This is a genomic window from Exiguobacterium sibiricum 7-3, assembly GCF_000620865.1.
GTDB classification, from domain to species: domain Bacteria; phylum Bacillota; class Bacilli; order Exiguobacteriales; family Exiguobacteriaceae; genus Exiguobacterium_A; species Exiguobacterium_A sibiricum_A.
Genome location: NZ_KK211190.1, coordinates 1,528,339 through 1,548,493, shown reverse-complemented (window position 1 = coordinate 1,548,493; position 20,155 = coordinate 1,528,339). Strand labels below are relative to the sequence as shown.

At 47.6% G+C, this 20,155-nt stretch carries 25 protein-coding genes; 16 read left to right on the top strand and 9 right to left on the bottom strand.

Annotated features, from left to right (window positions below; genetic code table 11):
* Positions 1-7: 7 nt before the first annotated feature.
* From P402_RS0108880 to P402_RS0108865, 4 genes are all read left to right on the top strand, one after another.
* Positions 8-1,660 carry a glycoside hydrolase family 13 protein gene (locus tag P402_RS0108880; protein ID WP_026828355.1) on the top strand — a complete coding sequence of 551 codons (1,653 nt, stop codon included), beginning with the start codon at positions 8-10 and terminating at the stop codon, positions 1,658-1,660.
* A complete protein-coding gene (locus tag P402_RS0108875; protein ID WP_034769878.1) occupies positions 1,650-3,083 on the top strand; it encodes a sucrose-specific PTS transporter subunit IIBC in 1,434 nt (477 codons plus the stop codon). Before P402_RS0108880 ends, P402_RS0108875 begins: the two co-directional genes overlap by 11 nt.
* Positions 3,084-3,252: 169 nt before the next feature.
* Entirely contained in the window at positions 3,253-3,594 is a 342-nt protein-coding gene (locus P402_RS0108870) for a PadR family transcriptional regulator (protein WP_026828353.1), read from the top strand.
* Entirely contained in the window at positions 3,591-3,929 is a 339-nt protein-coding gene (locus P402_RS0108865; protein ID WP_026828352.1) for a DUF1048 domain-containing protein, read from the top strand. Before P402_RS0108870 ends, P402_RS0108865 begins: the two co-directional genes overlap by 4 nt.
* Before the next feature lie 13 nt (positions 3,930-3,942).
* Here P402_RS0108865 and P402_RS0108860 read toward each other — a convergent pair whose 3' ends face one another.
* Positions 3,943-4,344 carry a VOC family protein gene (locus tag P402_RS0108860; RefSeq protein ID WP_026828351.1) on the bottom strand — a complete coding sequence of 134 codons (402 nt, stop codon included), beginning with the start codon at positions 4,342-4,344 and terminating at the stop codon, positions 3,943-3,945.
* 112 nt (positions 4,345-4,456) lie between these two features.
* Positions 4,457-6,202, bottom strand: a complete 1,746-nt coding sequence (locus P402_RS0108855; protein WP_026828350.1) for a methyl-accepting chemotaxis protein — start codon at positions 6,200-6,202, stop codon at positions 4,457-4,459.
* Positions 6,203-6,423: 221 nt separating this feature from the next.
* Between P402_RS0108855 and P402_RS0108850 the strand changes: the two genes are divergently transcribed.
* The 5 genes from P402_RS0108850 to P402_RS0108830 all read left to right on the top strand — a co-directional run bounded on the left by P402_RS0108850 (position 6,424) and on the right by P402_RS0108830 (position 10,287).
* Entirely contained in the window at positions 6,424-6,873 is a 450-nt protein-coding gene (locus P402_RS0108850) for a MarR family winged helix-turn-helix transcriptional regulator (protein ID WP_026828349.1), read from the top strand.
* Positions 6,870-7,664, top strand: coding sequence for an SDR family NAD(P)-dependent oxidoreductase (locus P402_RS0108845; protein WP_026828348.1), 795 nt, complete (start codon positions 6,870-6,872; stop codon positions 7,662-7,664). The genes P402_RS0108850 and P402_RS0108845 overlap by 4 nt, the downstream gene beginning before the upstream one ends.
* A gap of 22 nt (positions 7,665-7,686) precedes the next feature.
* Complete coding sequence (locus P402_RS0108840) at positions 7,687-8,430, top strand: SDR family NAD(P)-dependent oxidoreductase (RefSeq protein WP_026828347.1); 744 nt, start codon at positions 7,687-7,689, stop codon at positions 8,428-8,430.
* A gap of 154 nt (positions 8,431-8,584) precedes the next feature.
* Positions 8,585-9,763 carry a hypothetical protein gene (locus P402_RS0108835; RefSeq protein WP_026828346.1) on the top strand — a complete coding sequence of 393 codons (1,179 nt, stop codon included), beginning with the start codon at positions 8,585-8,587 and terminating at the stop codon, positions 9,761-9,763.
* 20 nt (positions 9,764-9,783) lie between these two features.
* Entirely contained in the window at positions 9,784-10,287 is a 504-nt protein-coding gene (locus P402_RS0108830; protein WP_034769876.1) for a DUF1572 family protein, read from the top strand.
* 43 nt (positions 10,288-10,330) lie between these two features.
* Here P402_RS0108830 and P402_RS0108825 read toward each other — a convergent pair whose 3' ends face one another.
* A complete protein-coding gene (locus tag P402_RS0108825; RefSeq protein WP_026828344.1) occupies positions 10,331-10,945 on the bottom strand; it encodes a hypothetical protein in 615 nt (204 codons plus the stop codon).
* A gap of 94 nt (positions 10,946-11,039) precedes the next feature.
* Here P402_RS0108825 and P402_RS0108820 point away from each other — a divergent pair, with 94 nt between their 5' ends.
* Positions 11,040-12,350: a right-handed parallel beta-helix repeat-containing protein gene (locus P402_RS0108820; RefSeq protein WP_026828343.1), complete on the top strand. Its 1,311-nt coding sequence runs from the start codon at positions 11,040-11,042 to the stop codon at positions 12,348-12,350.
* A gap of 68 nt (positions 12,351-12,418) precedes the next feature.
* Here P402_RS0108820 and P402_RS0108815 read toward each other — a convergent pair whose 3' ends face one another.
* Positions 12,419-12,619 carry a hypothetical protein gene (locus tag P402_RS0108815; RefSeq protein WP_235188850.1) on the bottom strand — a complete coding sequence of 67 codons (201 nt, stop codon included), beginning with the start codon at positions 12,617-12,619 and terminating at the stop codon, positions 12,419-12,421.
* A gap of 153 nt (positions 12,620-12,772) precedes the next feature.
* On the opposite strand from P402_RS0108815, the gene P402_RS0108810 reads away from it, so the two are divergent.
* Genes P402_RS0108810 through P402_RS0108795 form a run of 4 tightly spaced genes read left to right on the top strand, consistent with a single transcriptional unit; the run spans position 12,773 to position 14,482 of the window.
* Positions 12,773-12,961 (top strand): PspC domain-containing protein, encoded by a 189-nt coding sequence (locus tag P402_RS0108810; protein WP_012370394.1) that lies wholly within the window; start codon positions 12,773-12,775, stop codon positions 12,959-12,961.
* Between the two features lie 28 nt (positions 12,962-12,989).
* Positions 12,990-13,169 (top strand): hypothetical protein, encoded by a 180-nt coding sequence (locus P402_RS0108805; RefSeq protein ID WP_026828341.1) that lies wholly within the window; start codon positions 12,990-12,992, stop codon positions 13,167-13,169.
* Between the two features lie 18 nt (positions 13,170-13,187).
* Complete coding sequence (locus P402_RS0108800) at positions 13,188-14,009, top strand: hypothetical protein (RefSeq protein ID WP_026828340.1); 822 nt, start codon at positions 13,188-13,190, stop codon at positions 14,007-14,009.
* The gene (locus tag P402_RS0108795; protein ID WP_026828339.1) at positions 14,006-14,482 is read left to right on the top strand and encodes a VOC family protein; all 477 of its coding nucleotides are present in this window, start codon (positions 14,006-14,008) and stop codon (positions 14,480-14,482) included. The genes P402_RS0108800 and P402_RS0108795 overlap by 4 nt, the downstream gene beginning before the upstream one ends.
* 47 nt (positions 14,483-14,529) lie before the next feature.
* Here P402_RS0108795 and P402_RS0108790 read toward each other — a convergent pair whose 3' ends face one another.
* The gene (locus P402_RS0108790; protein WP_026828338.1) at positions 14,530-15,045 is read right to left on the bottom strand and encodes a DUF2812 domain-containing protein; all 516 of its coding nucleotides are present in this window, start codon (positions 15,043-15,045) and stop codon (positions 14,530-14,532) included.
* A complete protein-coding gene (locus P402_RS0108785; RefSeq protein ID WP_235188849.1) occupies positions 15,017-15,337 on the bottom strand; it encodes a PadR family transcriptional regulator in 321 nt (106 codons plus the stop codon). Before P402_RS0108785 ends, P402_RS0108790 begins: the two co-directional genes overlap by 29 nt.
* Positions 15,338-15,598: 261 nt before the next feature.
* Between P402_RS0108785 and P402_RS17230 the strand changes: the two genes are divergently transcribed.
* Positions 15,599-16,510: a methyl-accepting chemotaxis protein gene (locus tag P402_RS17230; protein ID WP_026828336.1), complete on the top strand. Its 912-nt coding sequence runs from the start codon at positions 15,599-15,601 to the stop codon at positions 16,508-16,510.
* Positions 16,511-16,553: 43 nt separating this feature from the next.
* Here the strand turns inward: P402_RS17230 and P402_RS0108775 are convergent, their stop codons facing one another.
* Together P402_RS0108775 and P402_RS0108770 are read right to left on the bottom strand one after the other, a co-directional pair.
* A complete protein-coding gene (locus P402_RS0108775; protein ID WP_026828335.1) occupies positions 16,554-17,762 on the bottom strand; it encodes an MFS transporter in 1,209 nt (402 codons plus the stop codon).
* Complete coding sequence (locus tag P402_RS0108770) at positions 17,749-18,357, bottom strand: ArsR/SmtB family transcription factor (protein WP_026828334.1); 609 nt, start codon at positions 18,355-18,357, stop codon at positions 17,749-17,751. Before P402_RS0108770 ends, P402_RS0108775 begins: the two co-directional genes overlap by 14 nt.
* Before the next feature lie 163 nt (positions 18,358-18,520).
* Between P402_RS0108770 and P402_RS0108765 the strand changes: the two genes are divergently transcribed.
* A complete protein-coding gene (locus tag P402_RS0108765) occupies positions 18,521-18,940 on the top strand; it encodes an SRPBCC domain-containing protein (RefSeq protein ID WP_026828333.1) in 420 nt (139 codons plus the stop codon).
* Positions 18,941-18,993: 53 nt separating this feature from the next.
* Here the strand turns inward: P402_RS0108765 and P402_RS0108760 are convergent, their stop codons facing one another.
* Positions 18,994-20,067: a hypothetical protein gene (locus P402_RS0108760; RefSeq protein ID WP_235188848.1), complete on the bottom strand. Its 1,074-nt coding sequence runs from the start codon at positions 20,065-20,067 to the stop codon at positions 18,994-18,996.
* Positions 20,068-20,155: the final 88 nt, after the last annotated feature.

Below are 20,155 nucleotides of genomic sequence, written 5' to 3'. Positions count from 1 at the left end.
AAAAGAAATGATTAAAAAATGGTGGCACACAAGTGTGATTTATCAAATTTATCCAAAAAGTTTTAAAGCTGGTCGTCCAGATACAAGTATAGGCGATTTAAAGGGTGTTATCCAGAAGTTAGATTACATCAAAAGGTTAGGAGCAGATGTGATCTGGTTATGTCCTGTCTATCAATCGCCTCAAATCGATAACGGATATGATATTAGTGATTACTATTCGATTTCGCCTGAATATGGCACGATGGAAGATTTTGAACAGCTGATTGAGGCATGTAAAAATCGTGGTATCCGACTGATCATGGATTTGGTCGTCAATCATACGTCAGATCAGCATCACTGGTTCCAACAAGCATTACAAGCGCAAGATAATCCGTTCCGCGATTATTATATATGGCGTGATCCTGTAAAGGGTGGGGTTCCGAATGAGTTGCAGTCTAACTTTGGTGGGGCGGCATGGAAATGGCATGCTGAAACGAATCAGTATTACTTACATTTCTACAGCGACGCACAACCTGATCTAAACTGGTCGAATCGAAAGTTACGTCATGACATCTATGACATGATGAATTTTTGGATCGATAAAGGGGTGAGCGGATTCCGAATGGACGTCATCGATTTGATTGGTAAAGAGCCGGACAATCATATCAAGGAAAACGGACCAATGCTTCATCCGTACTTACAAGAGATGTACGAGCATACATTTGGACGCCATGATTTATTGACGGTCGGTGAGACGTGGGGAGCGACACCAGAAAATGCACCGCTCTACTCTGACCCGAAACGGCAGGAATTGAGTATGGTATTTCAGTTCGAGCATCTTCAATTGGATAAAATCCCTGGAAAACAACGTTGGGATGTACAACCGCTCGTATTAACAGAGTTGAAGCGTGTTTTGAATACATGGCAAACAGCTCTTCATTCTAACGGATGGAACAGTTTGTTTTGGAATAATCACGACTTGCCGCGGATTGTTTCCAGATGGGGAAACGATCAGGAATTTCGAGTGGAATCAGCAAAAATGTTGGCAACACTTTTACACGGGATGCAGGGAACCCCTTATATTTATCAAGGGGAAGAGATTGGGATGACGAATGCGGCTTATGCCTCCCTCGCGGATTATAAAGATATCGAAACACAAAACATATACCGCGAACGGATTAAAAAAGGGTTCAGTCATGAACAAACGATGGCAGCCATCCGATTAAAGGCGAGAGACAATGCACGGACGCCCATGCAGTGGAATCGGGACCGGCATGCCGGGTTTTCAGACGCGACACCATGGATGAAACTCAACGAAAATCATGAGGATATCAATGTCGAGCAGGCACTACATGATCCGGACTCCATCTTTTATCATTACCAGACATTGATTGCCCTCCGGAAAAAATATGATGTCCTTGTGTATGGATCCTTTAGATTGATTTTTGAACAACATGAACAAGTCTTTGCATACGAGCGTCATTTTCAAGGCAAGACACTTGTCGTCGTCTGTAACTTTTATGAACAACCCGTCTCAATCGTCTTACCGGGAGCGGAAAAACGGATCATTTTGAGTAGCAATTATAAAGATTCTTCCGTTGAACTGGAAGACGTGTATCTGCGTCCGTATGAAGCCATCATGTATCTTGAGAAAAGAGGAGAATCAGGGAATGAAGATTAAGCAAAATACATACGACGTGGTAGCAGATGAAATTCTGGAAGCGATTGGCGGCCGGGGTAATGTCATCAGTGCCTCGCACTGTGCGACACGGCTGCGCCTTGTCCTGCAGGATGACAAGCGCGTCAACACGAAAGTATTAGAGGAAATCGATTTAGTCAAAGGTCAATTTTTAAGTGGCGGACAATTCCAAGTCATCATCGGAGCCGGTACGGTCGACGAAGTTTACCGGGAATTCATCCAACTTGCGGGCATCGAGACTTCGAACAAAAATGACGTAAAAAAAGATGCTGACCAAAAAATGAATCGCTTTCAACGTTTGATTAAATTATTGTCGGACATTTTCGTTCCGGTCATTCCGGCGCTTGTCGCAGCCGGTTTACTGATGGGAATCAACAATGTCCTGACATCTCAGGGACTGTTCATCAGCGGAAAATCGTTGATTGATCTTTACCCTGGAATTGAAGACTTGGCGAGCATGATCAATCTCTTCGCGAATGCTGCTTTTGTTTTCTTACCGATATTAATTGGCTTCTCGGCGACTCGGATTTTTGGTGGGAATCCCTACCTGGGAGCCGTCATCGGGATGATTATGGTGCATCCGGACTTGCTGAACGCTTATGGATACGGTCAGGCAGTCATTGATCAGACCGTTCCGACGTGGAACATATTCGGGTTTGAAATTGAGAAAGTGGGCTACCAGGGAACGGTCTTACCTGTCCTAGCCTCGTCTTTCGTATTAGCCTTTACAGAAAAACGGATTCGCAGAATCATGCCGTCTGCACTCGATAATTTGCTGACTCCATTGTTGTCAGTTTTCATTACGGCCGTCTTGACGTTTGTTTTTATCGGAGGTGTGATGCGGAGTGCGGGGAATGTCCTTGCCGAAAGCCTCGTTTGGATGTACGACACGTTAGGATTCGTCGGTGGTGCGATTTTCGGACTATTTTTAGCTCCGTTGACATTGACCGGTATGCATCATAGTTTGTTACCGGTTGATATCCAGCTGATTGCAGGTGGCGGATCCTTTTTACTGGCGCTGGTCGCCTGTAATAACGTGGCGCAAGGCGGCGCAACATTTGCTGCGATGCTCACGACACGCGATTCGAAATTAAAAAGTATCGGTGTTTCATCCGGATTATCCGCGCTGCTCGGGATTACGGAGCCCGCTATGTTTGGTGTCAATCTTCGTTTGAAGTATCCATTTTATGCGGCGATGTTAGGGTCAGCGGTAGGTGGAGCCTACGCGGCATTTACAAAAATCTTGAATGTCGCGCCCGGTCCTGCCGGAATCACAGGCTTCGTCACGATGAAATCCGGTAGTATCATCGACTTTTTAATTGCAGTGTTACTGTCAGTCATCGTTTCCTTTATCCTGACATTGGTATTCGCAAAATCCAAACGCTTTAATCGAGTTGATCAGTAATCAGCGGTATGAATTAAGAACACATATTGAAGTAGGGGCGGGAATTAATTTCCCAATCTCTTACTTGAATATGTGTTTTTCTTCGGAATAGAAGTTTGACATACTCACTAGTAAGTATTACTATATACTTGTAGATAGTAATACAGAGTACTGAAGTGGAGGGAATGCCGTGGAAGACATCACAGAAATGTTGAAAGGCGTGCTCGAAGGATGTGTGCTCGAAATCATCAGCCGGGAAGAGACGTACGGATATGAAATCACTAGGCAGTTACGTGAATTGGGCTTTACGGATGTCGTGGAAGGGACGGTCTACACGATCACGATGCGGCTTGAAAAAAATCAACTTGTCGATACGGTCAGAAAACCATCGACACAAGGACCGCCACGGAAGTTTTATACTTTGAATGCTGCCGGTCAAGCGCGGCTGGCTTCGTTCTGGGAGCGTTGGCGCTTCGTTTCAAGCAAGCTGACAGAGCTGAAAATGAGTCAACCGAAAGGAGAACCAGTATGAGTATCGTTGAAAAAATCATGGGTAACTTAGAGGATAAACGGCACTACCGAGAAATCGAGCGTCGCGCGAAACGTTTACCTGCTGACTATTTCCATGCCTATCGTGCGATTCAAAAATATCTGGCAATCGCCGGAGGACCGGTCGATTGGCCGTCGACCCGTCGAATCTTTGAGGGATTACTCGATTTGTTTGAGATGGGGGCAGCAGAAGGGAAAACCGTCATAGACATCACGGGACCGGATGTCGCCGCGTTCTGTGACGATCTCATCAAGGGCGAACCTTCCTGGAATGATCGATATCGTACCAAATTAAATGAATCGATTAATCGTCAGTAACACGGAAAATGCCTCAGCCGTTAATCGTCCACGTATCCCGCAACTCGATGATCGTTCCTTCCGGTGCTTTTAACTTACTGAGGTGACCGTCGACGACGAAGTAGATGTTGCCGCCGTGTTTCGGCAAAAACGGCATGCCGAGTTGTTCGAGCCGGGCGACTTCTGCCTGCAGATTGTCGACGTACAAAGCGAAATGAACGGGACCGGCCGTATGTTTCGTATAGGGCGTCAATGTCTCGTCAACTTTGTTCGTCTGAAGTTCGATGTAGAAGTCACCGAGCTTCAGCCAACTGTTAAAAGCACGGGTGTGGAAATCAGGGGATTCCTGGACCAGTTCGAATCCCAGTTGTTCATAAAATGTTTTCGACGCGGTGTAGTCGGTCGTTTGAATACAGAGGTGATGGATTTGCTTCATGGTCAATCATCCTTTCAGGTGGAGCGGATCTTATGTAGCCGCTAGCAATATCAAACCAAATTTTATCATAAACAAGCGTCCGTTTCCTTCATGGGAGACGGACGCTTGTTGATTACGTCAGATCGAATTTCTCTGTCTGATCTGTTAAATAAGAAGATGTTTCGTTTAATGTCTCGACTAGGACATGCAGTCCGGTGATCGTCGCAATCATCTGCTCGGACGCCGCCGCAACTTCTTCGTTGCCCGCCGTATGTTCTTCGGCGACGGCGGCAATTTCCGTCAGGGCATTGCGAATCCGGGCTTCCGTTCGAGCGACGTCAAGCATTTGTTGCCGCATCCCGGCAGCGGACGACGCGACTGTCCCGACCTGTTCCGCGATTTGGGTGAACGAGCCCTCCGTCGCTTGAATCTCCTGTTGACCGGAGACCGTCTCCTGTAACGTCTCAGCGAACCGGACTTCCATTTGCGTCGAATTCCCGGTGATATTCTGGACGATTGCGGCAATCTGATCGACGCTGCTCGCGACATGTGTGGATAACTTTTTCACTTCGGTTGCGACGACGGCAAATCCTTTGCCTTGTTCGCCGGCACGCGCCGCTTCGATGGCGGCATTGAGGGCCAGTAAGTTCGTCTGCGCCGCGATATCGCGGATGATTGTCACAAGCGCTTGAATGTCAGTGGACTGTTGTTTCAGTTGACGGACCTGCTCCGTTGCTTCGACGACGTGCATATGAATCGTATTCATACGGGAAACGGACTGCTTCATCTGCGTTTGTCCGTCGCGGGTCGCAAGCCGCATCGTCTCGACCGTCTGTTCGATGTGCTGACTGTCGTCGGTCGTCTTTTGAACGAGCGAAGAGAAGCCGGTCATCTCATCGGTCAAAGCGAGTGTCGTGTGCGTTTGACTTTCCGTACCGGTCGCGATTTCCGACATCGTCTCGGCAATCTGCGTTGAACCGTCGAGGACTTCCGTTGTCCCGGCATCAATCGCCTGACTTGTGTCCGTGACGAGAGCAGTTGTCCGTTTGATGTCGACGATCATCAGGCGGAGTGTTTCGTTCATCTGTTGAATCGAGCGGGCGAGCGTGTAGATTTCATCTTTTGCCGGAATCTTCAGTTGTTGCATCGTCTGATCGGCTTGCGAAAGTTTTCCGTCGGCAATCATCTGCGCGACGGATTGAAGTGTTTCGAGCGGTTTCAATTTTCGACCGAGTATGTAATACAGTGACCCGAGCGTCAACAGCAACAGCACGACGAGTAAACCGAGAAACAGCGGCAACGTCTGTTTTAACAGCGTCGTCGTCAACGTCTCGACGTCTTTTGCCGCGATGTCGACACCTAATATGCCGATGGTTTCACCCGTCGTACTTTTTAACGGGACGTAAACACTGATGTATTGACCGTACTTCGGATCATCGATGACGTCCGTCGTGTGCGTTTTACCTTGTAAGACTTCTTTCATGTCGGACGCGACGGCACCCGTTGCCGGATCATTGATCTTAGCGGCGTCAGCGACCGGCAGTCCGTCAATCAACAGCTTCACTTGGTTTTGGTCGACAGTAGCCGTATAGGCGTAAAGAAGCCCGTTCTGCTGTCGTAGTTGATTCAGTGATTCGCGTAATTGTTCGTACGTTGCATCATTGGTTGGATTCGTTAAAAATTTCTGATAGGCTTCGGAATCGACGTTTCTAGCGATTCGTAAGGCATCCTGTTCCGCTGTTTTTTTGAGCGTCGACAGAGCGGTTTGTTTAGTCGTGAGATAAAGGGAAAGACTGCTGAAAACAAAGAAAATAATGAGGATCAAGCTGATGATGAGAAGTAGACGTGTTCTGATGGAATGAGTCCGTGTCTTGTCCATATAAGCCTCCTGATGATAGTTTACGTGTTGCTTATCTACGTTATCGGCTAGATTTTGAATATGTTATAGCAAACGTAGTAAAAAAAGTTAAGGGGTAGAATAAATATCGCTGCATAAAATGAATCCGCGAAAAATGTTTACAGTTAAATAGTTTAGTGTTAAATTATTCAATGCGATAAAGATGCTTATAAGATAAACGATCAAGAAAGGATGTCGAACCAATGGAACAAGATCAGCTTTTTAAGATGATCCACACTGTCGAAGCAGTGACAAATGAAGCAATCATCGATTGGAATGCCCGTTTTCCATACAATGTCGGGATATCGCCGATTCTGACATTAGGTGAGCTGAAACGGAAAGGTCCTCAAAATCAGATGAAGTTGGCAGAAACACTTGGTTTTACAGGAGGCGCGATGACGAACATCGCCAAAAAACTGATTCAACTCGAACTGGTCGAGCGGGTATATAACGAACAGGACCGCCGGCAAGTTTTGCTCCAAATCACGGAGCAAGGAGAGCAAGTCTTACGTGAAGCCCAGGCAATTGGAAAACAACAGTACCTCGAACTGTATGACGTGTTAGATGAAGAAGAGATTCGTCAATACTTAGCAATCAATGAAAAACTCTTGACCCACATTCGGGCGAAACGAGAGAACGGAGTGAAACGATGAGTCGAGTAGCGGGGAAAGTGGCGTTGGTGACGGGTGGTGCGTCAGGGATTGGCTTATCGGCTGCGACTTTGCTCGCCGAAGCAGGAGCAGCCGTCGTCGTAGCAGATTATAACGTCGATGGAGCGGAAGAAGTAGCGGCTAAGTTACGGAAACAAGGGCGACAAGCTTCTGCCGTCTTCTTGGACGCGTCTGAAGCTGAATCGATCCAGCATGCTGTCGATTTTACCGTCGAGTCGTTTGGGAAAATTAACGTTTTGTTCAATAATGTCGGTCTGACGAATCTTCAGAAAGACTTGGATGTCGTCGCAATGGACTTGGCGGAATGGGACCGATTAATGAACGTCAATGTCAAAAGTGTTTTGCTTGGTGCAAGATATGCTATTCCACATATAAAGGAAGCAGGTGGCGGATCAATCATCAATACAGCTTCGATGTCGGCTTTTGCGGGTGACAGCATCCGTTCTGCCTATGGGACGTCAAAAGCTGCCGTCGTCCAGTTGACGAAGTATATCGCGACACAGTACGGGAAGGATTTAATCCGCTGTAATGCGATTGCCCCCGGTTTGATTTTGACACCGGCGGCCAAAGCCAACATGAGTCCAAGTCTGCTTGCGACCTTCGAAAAATATAATGCACTTCCGTATCACGGCGAAGCCGATGACATCGGACATGCCGTCGTTTATCTCGCGTCGGACGAATCAAAATTCATGACCGGACAAACCCTTCAGATTGAAGGTGGACATTATATCGGCAATCCGACTAGTCCCGATTTTTTAGCAATGCAGCAGTAATTCAGAAATGGAGTGAATGAAGATGAATCGATTAGCAGAAAAAATCATGTTAATTACCGGTGCTGGGAGTGGCATGGGTGAAGCAACCGCATTAATGGCGGCGCGTGAAGGTGCCGTCGTCGTCGCGACCGACATCAATGAGGAGGCCGTCCGTGCTGTCGTCAAACAGATCTTGCTTGAAGGGGGTCAAGCATATGCCTTACACCACGACGTCTCTTCCCGTGAAAGTTGGCAAGACGTCATCGACATGATTGAGCGGGAGTTTAATCGACTGGATGTGTTGGTCAACAATGCAGGCATTGCACTCAGTACCCCGTTTTTAGAGCAGGATGAAACCGACTGGTCCCGGATTTTCAACATCAACGTCAACAGTGTCCTGCTCGGGATGCAACAAGCGATTCGGTTGATGCAGGAGACAGGGGGTTCAATCGTCAACATTGCCTCGATTTCTGCAATCAGTGGAATGGCGGGAGCCGGCGGGTATACGGCGTCTAAAGGCACGATCGATGCGGTGACGCGGGCGGCGGCTGTCGATTACGGCAAGTACAACATTCGGGTCAATGCCGTCTATCCGGGGTACATCGAGACGAAGATGAGTGCCCCGTCGATGACAGCATATAAAGACTATTTTGAACAGGTAATTCCGCTTGGTCATGTCGGTCAGGCCGAAGAAGTCGCGCACGCCGTCCTCTTCCTTGCGACAGATGAAGCGAGCCATATCTCCGGAATCGGCCTTCCGGTGGACGGTGGTGTCACAGCCAGATAACTGAAATGAAACGAAGGCACTGTCCATCCGACAGTGTCTTTTTTTTATGGGACAACAGGTCAATTGGTAATGAAAATCCGTTTTTAAAGAATTTTTTTACAAAAAAAGCGGTACAATGGAAGGTGAAAATGACAAACGAAATGAGTGGATAAACATGCTTCAATCATGGAAAAAACGAATGCTGTACGGAACGGCGGGCCTGACCGTTTTGGTCAGTGCAGGTGCTGTATATCTCGGATTGCGTCCGGAGGAACCAAAAGCCGTTTCCTACCCGGTCATTTCGAAGGATCTCACGACGATGACGTTTACACCAAAAGATGGTCAGGTCATCCTGCTGTATGGAAGCGATATTAACCGTTATAAAGAAACACAGGATGATCCGCAAGAACCGGGATTGATGACGACACTATCAAAAACGGGTAAAGAGCTGAAGGCAGAAGCAATTGCTGACCCGGATTTCTATTGGATGAGGCTGTCACAAAAAGGAACCGACCCGCGCCACATATATGCGCATCACCCTGATGGCATCGAAGCCGATCACTTTTTTACGTATGATTTAAAACGTGGCGAGTTTACAAAACATGAGGTGCCGAATACAGCGATCACATCCGTTGCCCATTACGGGAAAGATGTTTGGCTGGAATCGAATGCCTCGAAGCCAAAGGAAAAAATTCAGTTGATCAACGTCCGGACAGACAAACGGTATCCGATTGAAGACCGGCTGATGCCGGTCTTTGATTCACCAATTCTTGAACTGAATCAGACGATTGCTTATGCCAACAACGGTACCGAGGATGATAAAGAAGGGGCGGCCGGTATGGTTCTGCTCGACCAGAAGACCGGAAAATCACGCGTCATTCGAAAAGCGGACGAACCGTATGCCTATACGGCGTTATACGGCGCGAAAGACACCGCGTATTTTGCAACGACCGACGGCGTGATGATCCAGCTGAAGACGGACGGAACGATGCAGCAAAAGTTATTTTCAGTATTGGATGATGTCAACTACTGGACGACGGAACCGATGCGGATGATTAACAAACAGACCGGTTATCAAATCATCGGCACCGGTGAAAACGATACGGATCAACGGCTCGTTAAGTGGACGTTCGGACAAGCGTTCCGGGTTGAATCGGTCCGACCTGGTTTTTGGCAGGAGGGTAACTATTACCGTTACCTGTACCGGAATCCGTATAAGAAGACGTCATATTTTACGGAAAGTAAAACGTCATTTTCCGGAAAAGGCCGATTGATCGTCACGGATGACAACTTAAAAACGTTACGGACGATACCGGTCGAAGGAGCAAATGGCGTGGACTTTGTGGTGGATTAACAGCAAAGGGAGGGAATGAAATGACTTTTGAAGAGGTGTATTTGACGGCAATTCAAGCACGGTTCCGGGCCGTCCGCGAACCGGCGGAGCAGGCACTCGGTTGGCTGAACGAGGAACAGTTTCATCAGATACTGGCACCGGATACGAACAGCGTGGCACTGTTGATCCAGCATATGACGAACAATATGGCATCACGCTGGACCGACTTTTTGACGACAGACGGGGAAAAGCCGGATCGTAACCGGGACGCCGAGTTTGTCGACCAGGGGCATGATAAAGAGACCTTGCTGACACTGTGGAACGACGGCTGGCAACTCGTCGAATCAACGCTTGCTTCCTTGACACCGGACGATCTGGAACGGACCGTTTTGATCCGCGGTGAACCGCATCTCGTCGTCGACGCGATTGAACGGCAGCTCGCGCATTATGCCTATCACACCGGACAGCTGATCTTTTTGATGAAAATACTGCTCGGACCGGAATTCAAACCGTTAACGATTCCCTTGCCGCATCAGCGGCACTGAACGAAACAGACCTGCCTCTTTTTATGAAGAGACAGGTCTGTTTTTATAATGTATCGTCACTCGATCCGCCGACCGGAGTTGTCGATAACGAAATCGTAAAAGCGCGCTCGCCTTTTTTGAGTTTAATGCCTTCAGGGGAATGGATGGTATCCATGGATTTACCGCTCATGGATGTTTGAACAGTCGATTTCTCAAACATCAACAGTTCATATTCAGATGGTCGAAATGACTTGTCACGAAACTCGACGCCATTCATCATGAATCTCTTTAAAGTATCAGATTCCTCTGATTTTTCTTGCATGAGACCATCTAAGTCATACATGTATGAACGATAGCCTTTTGTCGTATTGAACTCTTGCCCGAGTTTCAGTTTTTCCCCGTCATATTGACTAGGTTTGATGGTCTCTGTAAACCAGATTTTTTGTTCGCCGGATGCAAAATACTCAATTCCGGTCAGGTAAAGGGGGTTGTCGATTTTCCCGGTCATAGTATAAACAGCTTCAGTTTTGTCCGGATCTGATGGATTTTTAGAAGTATCGAGTTTGAATTCTAATGGCAGCTCCATTGGTTTGACGACTTTTTTCGGCACGGCTTCTTCAGTACTGCAACCGGCAAGTAAAAGTGCCGATAGTGAACAGACAAGTATTGATTTCAACATCCACGTCACGTCCTTCATCTGTAAGTATATTCAGTGTAAGGGGAATGGATGATATTTACAATCTGATTAGGTGTCACAGGAAGGACGGATTTATATGAAAAAACGTTTTATTCTCTTATTGTCGCTCGGACTGTTTGGCTGTTCGGCGACTTGGAATCAAGAACCGGCGGAGTCGACAGCTGCCAAAAAAGTTCTGTATGTCGCTCCGACCGGCAAGGATACAAATGTCGGTTCAATCAAACAACCGCTGAAAACGCTGAAACGAGCCAGTCAGCTTGCGAAAGCCGGAACGACGATATACCTACGCAAAGGAACGTACACGGAAGCATTGACTGTCCGTTACAGCGGGACGAAACAGGCACCGGTCGTCTTCAGGAATTATCAACAGGAGAAAGTGGTGTTAAGTGGTAAAACGCTGAAGCAAAAAGACGGGGACACGGCGCTCATCCGGATCGAAAATCGACAGTACGTGACGATTCAGGGACTGGTAGTCGCCGACATCGAGACGACACGAACCAACGAAACACCAATCGGGATTTTTGTTACCGGAACCGGACGGAACATTCAATTGATCGACAATCAGGTCCGTCGGATCAAGACGAATGCCAAAGACGGCAATGCCCACGGGATTGCAATTTACGGCACTGGTCGCTTGAAGCAGATCACCGTCCGGGGCAACCGGGTCGAAGACAACCGGCTCGGGGCCAGTGAAGCTTTGGTTCTGAACGGCAATATCAACGGTTTCTCCGTCACGGACAACACTGTACGACGGAACGATAACATCGGGATCGACTTGATCGGATATGAAGGCGTCGCAACGAATCCGGCCGAGGATTATGCGCGGAACGGGACGATTGCCGGCAATCACGTCTCCGACAGTTCAAGTTACGGCAATCCGGTCTACGGCAAAGAGTACAATGCAGCCGGTATTTATGTCGACGGTGGAAAGCAGCTGACAATCGAAAACAATACCGTCGAGCGGAATGATATCGGCATCGAAGTGACGAGTGAACATGCGGGGAAGTATGCGGAAAACGTCACGGTCCGCGGCAATCTCGTCCAACAAAACCGGTTTACCGGCATTTCGATCGGCGGCTACGACAAGAAGCGCGGTGGAACGAAACAGATCCGGATTACAGGGAATCAAGTCACCGCCAATGATACGAAAGGGCTCGAAGGGGGACAGCTGCTGGTCCAGCACGATGTCCGCGATAACCGGATCGACCATAATACGTTTACAACGGGTCCGGATAATCTGTTTGTCGCCCACTTTTTCAACACAAGCTCCGGTAATCAGTTTGAACAGAACACCTATCGCTTGGCGAAAGGAACAGCGAAGCGTTGGATTTGGCAGGATCGAGAATACCGCACTGAGTCTGCTTTTGAGCGGGCAGTCATACGATGAATGAAAAACAGACGTCATTCTCCTCACGAGGGAAAGTGACGTCTGTTTGTTTAACGTACTTGCATCTTTCAGGCATTGTAGCCGACGAACAGTGTGAAAAGCATCAATCCGGCCGAACCGACGATGCAGATCAGGCAGACGACAGTCGTAAAAATACGCAACGGCAACGGCAAGCTGACCTGTCTTTTCCAGACGACATACACGACGACGGCACTCGCCATCATCAGTAAAGCCAAAATTGAGAACGGTAACGCCCGTTCCTGAATCATATAAAAAATATCCAACGTCTTACACGTCCTTTCTGTCAGATTCCGAATCAAAGGGGTTGTCCCCTGCAAAATTGAACCCCGTTACGTTATACTAATTATTGTAACATATGGATGAATCACCCAACATGGAATCAAAGAAAGAAGGGGAGACGATTGGCACAATCACTACGCAGATCAGCAACAGACCGCTCGATCCAGGGGGTATGCGGCGGACTCGCGGAACACTTCGGTATTTCGTCATTGGCCGTCCGGCTGATTTTCATTGTCATTCCGCTTCCGATTAATTTAATCATTTACATGATTCTCGCTAACGCGATGGCGGATGCACCAAGAACGTTGTAAAACAAATGAACAAAAGGAGGTTATGACGATGACAAACGGAAAGATTGTACTTCGTGTGTTAGGCATTTTGATCGGCGCAATCGTCGGCTTACTGATTGTTTACGAAGCGAAAGGGACCTTTGACGTCAGTGTCTTAATCGGATTCGTAGTCGGGGCTCTGATTTTTGCCCTGATCAACATCATCTGGGTACGCGTCAGAAGATCTTAAACAGCAGGGGGAATAGACATGACTTACTTAATTTGTACGACGTGCGGGGTCCAGATGGATGAGAACGCAACACAGGGCGACATCTGTCCGATTTGCACGGATGAACGGCAGTATGTGAATCCAAACGGTCAATCGTGGACGACACTTCCGGACATGATTTCGTCCGGGACGTATCAGACGACGGTGACAGAAGAACAAGCGGGACTTCAAAGTCTCGTCACGACACCGAGGTTCGGGATCGGGCAGACAGCTTATCTCGTCGCGGGAACAAAGCGGATTCTGTGGGACTGCATCACTTATCTCGATCAGGCGGTCATCGAGGAAGTGGGTCAGCTCGACGCGATGGCGTTGTCGCATCCGCACTATTATGCGACTCAGGTCGAATGGGCGGAAACGTTTGAAATTCCGTTGTACATTCATGAAGCAGATAAGCAATGGGTGACCCGGCCGAGTGAGCGGATTGTCTTCTGGTCCGGTGACCGTTTGGAATTAGCTGACGATGTAGTGTTACACCGAATCGGCGGGCATTTTGACGGAGCGACCGTGCTCGAATGGACGGCAGGGGACGAAGGGCGTGGGATTTTACTGACCGGAGACATCATTCGTGTCGTCGCCGACCGGGCGTGGGTCAGCTTCATGTACAGTTATCCGAACTTGATTCCGTTACCTGCGGCGACCGTCGCTGAAATGGCGTCTGCCCTAAAAGACGTCCGCTTTAATCAAATTTACGACGCGTTCCATAAAATCGTCGTTACGGATGCGGACGCAGCCGTCGCCCGTTCGGCAAGCCGCTATATCGAGGCGTTGAACGGACACGTCAAGGCACGTGAACGGCGATGATTCTTGGCCTATATGAAGCACATCTGCCCGTCCGCGACTTACAGCGGTCCATCGCGTTTTATACGGGACTCGGATTGAAGCTTGATCACATCGTGGATGAAAAAATCGCCTTTCTTTGGATTGTTGAAGAGCAAAGCTGGCTTGGTCTTTGGCAGACGGATCAAGTCGAACTGCCGTATCATCCGTCGATCCGTCATATCGCCTTTCACGTCTCGCTCGACGGCTTGCGTGAGTCGGTCCATTGGCTGACGGAGCGTGGTTATACGCCGCGTAAAGCGTTTGGTTTTGAAGGAACGGAACCTTTCGTTATGCCGATTGCCCAGCATGCCCATGCGAAGATTCATTTTAATGATCCGGACGGCAACAGTCTCGAGTTCATCACGAAGCTCGACAATCCGCTCGGCGCACAAGATTACATGTACTTAAGCGAATGGGAACGATTATTGAACGAGCAAGGTTATGCCTTGAAATAAGCAAAACCTCTTCGATTTACAATAAAATCGAAGAGGTTTTTTTGGTGTTAGAGCGACCGTAGATGCTTTTTAGTCCGGTAGATGATCGAGAAAATCGCTACAATCAACAGAACTTCAAGGACGGCAAATCCGATCATCACCGAAGCAGTCACAGGATGTGTCATCTCTTGTCCGATATTTGGGATTAAAAACAAGGACAGCATCGAGATCAGTAAAAACAGTAGGGTGATCCAATACGTTTGAAGTTTTTTTTGTAAGTAAGTTCGTGTCGAGACTGTATCCGTAAACAATTCAAAGGATTCTTCGGTACCAGCTTTCCGGTAGTATGCCCAAAAAGGATTGGCATGAACGATTTCGACACCTGTTTCTTCTAAAAAAGCGAAGTACTCAGAACGGTTTGGCCGTTGAGTAATCATTTCATTCCGGTACGTATAGACCGTATCCTCCCGTTCAAACGTGTAGACGAACGGGGAAAACTTCGTCAGTTGCCAGCCTTGACGACTCATCTCATTGACCCAGCGTTCTTCTATTTCATCATTTAGGTAAATTTTGAATTTTTTCATCAGTTGCTCCTTTAAGTAAGTCATCAGCATGCTGTATTACTTGCAATAGACGGGCTCGTTCTGCAAAACATACTTCATAGCCATTTGTTGTCAAACCATAAATTTTCTGGCGACCAGCTTCTTCGACAATTTCAATCCAGCCTTTTTCAAGTAGATTCTTTAAGACCCCATACATCGTGCCTGGTCCCATCCGGACACGACCGTCCGTTAATTGTTCAATTTGCTGCATCATCGCGTACCCGTGTTTTGGTGTCGTCAACGAAAGCAAAACATAATATGTACTCTCGGTCAAAACTGATGTATCGTTCCTCAATATATCGCCTCCCGATATAAATGATACATGATTGGAAATAAGTTGTAAAGCATGAAAAAATAATCCCAAAAAAGACCTCTTTTGAGAAAGGGGTCAATGTTTTTCTCGAAATGAGCAGATTGATGTAAAGCGGAAATAGGACTTGTTATGATAAATGGCAGATAAAATTGTTTTTTTTTTAAATAGTTTCGAAACTAAATGGATGAAACTTGAAATGATGACCTGAAGGAGATTAACCACATGACGACACCCCAACTAACAAACACGACCCTCGCTTCTCCTGATATTTTGGAAGCCCTGACCGACAATGTCGCAATGATCCGTTTTGATACGCAACGCCGGGTCGTTGACGTCAACAATTTGTTCGCAAAGACGATGAAATACAAACGTGACGAAATGATTGGCATGCACCACCATTTATTCTGTACGACGGAATTTGCGAATAGCGAAGCCTATCAAAAATTATGGAACAAACTACTGGCCGGTTTCAGCTCGGCTGATAAAATCGAACGGATTGATGCCCGCGGCGACTCGATATGGCTTGAAGCAACTTATATGCCGATTTACGAAGCAAACCAAGTCATCGGCGTCGTCAAAATCGCTTCTGATATAACGGACCGGCAAGAAACAATCCAAGAATATGCGACGTCCTTTGCCGGCATCGCAACTAATCTTGATGACCGATCAACGCAAGGCAAACAGGAGAGCCGTCAACTGAAACAAACGATCGAGAAGATGGCGGACGACGCCAAAGAAAATTTACGGACACTAGCGAATCTGCAGGAACAGTCTTCCGAGATTACAAAAATCACCGGAACAATCAAAGAGATTGCGGCGCAGACGAACTTACTGTCGCTGAATGCCTCGATTGAAGCAGCACGCGCCGGTGAGCACGGAAGCGGCTTTAACGTCGTCGCGACGGAAGTCCGCAATCTCTCGAAACTCGTTGAACTCGCTGTCGTCAATGTCCGCAACACAACGGAACAGATGAACAAGGAACTGGAACGGATTCAACAGGGGATCTCGCGGGCAAACGCCGATGCCTCGTCTAGTGTCTCCGTTATGGAAGAGACGTTACAACGGTTCGAGACCGTCAGCGAGTCGGCGCATGAACTAAATGAAACGGCAAAGAAATTTACGACAGTCATTTAAACGGAAGAGTCATGCCTTTGGGACATGGCTTTTTTTGATGCGTTCACCGAATCCGATTGAAGGCAAAACACACCACAAAAACGATACCGCAGCCGCATAACAAGAGAATCTGTTCGAGACGGACATCAAATGACAGCGAAAGAGACAAGGCTGCATAAGACAATGGAACCAAACCGTTTGACGAGGCATTGACAAGGCTCATGACCCGTCCCATCATCTGTGGTCGTGTCGTCGTTTGAATCGTCGTCAAAATCAAGACATTGATGATGGAGGAGATTCCTCCCATTATCAGTAATAGCAGAACGCCTTGCCAGACGTGTCCGATTTGTCCAAGTAACCCAAGACCCGCTCCAAGCAAACCAATCAACGACAGCAACAGGCGAAACGACTGGTTGATCAAGTTTTTGAAGCCGATCCAGGCCGCCCCGAGCAGCATGCCGAGCTGATACGCACCTTGGAGATAACTGAGATCAAGAGCTTGACCCAATAAAACCCGGTCGACCAACAGGGGAATCCCCATCAGCAAAGGACCAAAAAAGAAGAAGTTGATGATAATCAGCAGGAAAAGAATCCGTTTCAAGTATGGGTCGGCAAATACATAATGAAATCCTTGCACAAGCTCAAGCCAAGCGGAGGTCCGAGTCGGATTGTCTACTGGATGTTCGCGAATGAAAAAGGTACCGAGCGATGCGAGCAAAAGAAACAGTGCAATCGTCAAAAATATGAAGTGAAACGAAGAGAAGGTAAGCAGTACGCCTCCGAGCAACGGGCCGGAGAACAATGCCATCTGATTGGAGGTTTGAAGAATTGAGTTGGCCCGCGTCAGATCTTCTTTCGAAACGAGAAGGGGCAACAGGGACGCACTGGCAGGGGAGAAAAACGCATCGATGCAACCGAATGTAAAAGCAAATACAGCGAGTGGGACGATCGTCAACAGCTCGAAGTGATAGACGGACAGCAATAACAACACAAAAGTGAGCCGTAGCAGACTGGAATATCGTAAAATAATCGATTTCTTGAACCGATCGGCAATCACGCCTCCCATTACCATCAAAAAAATCCGCGGCAACAACGTCAGCATCAAGACGAGACCTAAATACGCATCGAGTTTCAAGACGCGGAGGATATACCACTGCTCGGCAAACAGGTAAGTGGATAGGGCGAGAAAGGAACAGGTACTGGCGAGCCAAAGTGCTCGAAACGAACGGTTCTTTAACAGCGGTTGATGGAGTCCCGATTCAGTCGCCTGCATCTCGTCCCTCCTCAAATAAGGCGGCCTCGATTTCAAAGGCTGTCGCCAGGACGTAATATAATTTTTTATCTGTCTCATCCGTTGATGCATCGTGTTCGACTTCCTGCAACAATTCCCGGTACCGTTTCGTAAACGTCAAGAATTGCTCAGGTGAAAGTCGGAGTTCTTGTTGGAACGACAGGCTTTCCCAGTCCTCTACGTCAGAGGAGCGCGGGGCAAACGAACGGTCAGGCGCCGTCAAGACACGTGTTTTCGCCCGGTCGAGGACCTCGACATAAGACTGGCGTGTCGCTTGTTTCGTCTCGACAAGATTCAGGAGATGATCAGCCGGAATGAATCCACGGGCGACGGCTTGATAAAACTTCAATACATTTCCGCCTCGGATTTCTTCCTCGATGAGTTGAATCAACTGATACTTTTCGAGTTCCCGCAGATGATACAAAATCTTTGCCCGGGAGACATCAAGCTTTTGTGCCAATTGCTGACCGGTATGTGGCTGTTCAATCAGATGCATCAGCATTTTTGTCCGCATCGGATCACTGATGACTTTGAGTTGTTCATACTGTTCGAGAATCAAAATCGCCTGCTGTTCCATTATTAACACTCCTTTTTATTAACCGGTTAACTTTTATTAACTGTAAAGCTAGTATACCTGAATGATTGACAAAATAAACCATTTTTCAAAAAGAAGGATTTGTTCAGTTAAAGCAGAACGTTAAACAAAGAACAGATTCTGAACTTACAGAGGAGTGATTCATATGAACCAAGCTCAAGAAATTCAGATCCAGACCGTAATCCAACGTCCGGTCGCCGAAGTCTGGACGTATTGGACGGAACCGGAACACATCAAAGCATGGAATGCGGCATCTGATGATTGGCATACGACGGAAGCGACGAATGATGTTCAAGCAGGCGGTCGTTTTTCCAGTCACATGGCGGCAAAGGATGGAAGTGTCGGCTTTGATTTTTCCGGCGTCTATCTAGAGGTCATTCTCTATGAAAAGTTAGCGTATACGATTGACGACGGACGCCACGTGACGATTCTGTTTACGGCGAATGGTGATGAAACGGAAGTTGTTGAAACGTTTGAAGCGGAGTCGATGAACCCTCCGGAAATGCAACAGGCTGGGTGGCAGGCCATCCTTGACCGCTTCAAGGCATACGCGGAACAACACTGAATACGAACAGACACCAATAAGCCCGTCCAATCTGGAACGGGCTTTTCTCATGTTCAGTTGTTGACTTGAATGATGCGGAAAGACACGGTTCCATCATCTTGGAGGACGCTGTAACCAAGCCGACCATTTGTGAAAACCGGTTTCGAATACTCGCCTTCCTTATCCGTCAGTGGGACAACCGTCCCGTTTATCAGGTCCGCATAAAGGAGTTGATGCTGTTCTTCCCGGAAGACGACATGATCTGCTGACAGGAAACAAAAACCGTCAATCAGGTAATACGGTTCCGGAGTCTTATAGTGGTAGGACGTGTGGTTCGACACATGAGCTTGAAATCCCGCAGACCCTTCCGCTCCCGTAGCCAGATAATGCTGTCCATAGGCGAAATCAAACGGCATCGTCGTCTTTTTGATTGCTTTTCCGGAAAGCGTCGTATAGGCGGTCGTTTTTTCATCTGCTTTGTATGTTGTTTGATCAAGAAGAATTCCCGCATCACCGTCCCGTATGTACTGGGCATAGTCGCCGCTTCGGGTTTCTGATTCCTTCACTGTCAGCGTTTTTTGTGTCGTGACATACCCGGTCGCCGCATCATATTTTTGCACGAGTGACTGGGTCTGATCTTTCTGACTGATATGTTTGATCCAAGAGACATGTGCCGTCGTGGCTTGGAGATCCGGATAAAAACTAGACGATTCTCTTCCATGGTCAAGTTGTTGAAGCGATCCGGTTGCTAAGTCCATCACTTCGAGTGTCCAGTTGCTGTCCTTCCCGTTGTCCTGATAACGGATCCAGAACAGTTGTCGTCCGACACCAACCAGCTTATAGATGGTTTGGCTCGTCGAATATAGTTTCTCCAGGTGCCGATCCGTCAGCGAGTAACGGAAAATCGAACTGTCTTTTTCGCTTGAGGCATAAAAGTACACGGCCGCTTCATCGATATAGCTTGGACCGGACAGGTAAGGGTAACGTTGATAGACATCTGTTAAGTCGTAATTCGTACTTGGTCCAAGTGTCGAAAAGCCCTCACTGCGGATTAATTCTGTTGGTGCCGGTACCGGCTGAATTGATTCCGTCTTCGGCTGACTGCATCCGGAAATAAGTAAGATAAGGCTGAATAAGCCTAATTTCATGAAAGTAGACATACATGCAAAACTCCCATTCTGGTTTAAGAAAATGAAACTCTATTAGTGTAGAGGGAAAAACGTTCATTGCCCTAAA